This is a genomic window from Oleiphilus sp. HI0080 (assembly GCF_001635135.1).
In genome coordinates, this window is record NZ_LWFU01000160.1 from 1 (window position 1) to 214 (window position 214).

At 50.5% G+C, this 214-nt stretch carries 1 pseudogene; it reads right to left on the minus strand.

Annotation, left to right across the window (positions count from 1 at the left end):
• Positions 1 to 214 (minus strand): annotated as a pseudogene (locus A3751_RS23365) (acyl-CoA dehydrogenase); the annotation flags it as partial.

Below are 214 nucleotides of genomic sequence, written 5' to 3' on the forward strand. Positions count from 1 at the left end.
TCATGTTTGCCATAACGCAGAGGCTAAGACGCTCCATCTCGAAGTTGGACATTATCGCGATAAAACCAGAGTTTTCTGGCCCGATGAGGTTTTCCGCTGGTACGCGAACATCATCGAAGAATAGCTCAGCCGTATCGCTGGCCCACCAGCCAGTTTTTTTAAGGTTTTTGCCCCGGCTGAATCCGGGGGTGTCGCGCTCTATCAATAGTAAGCT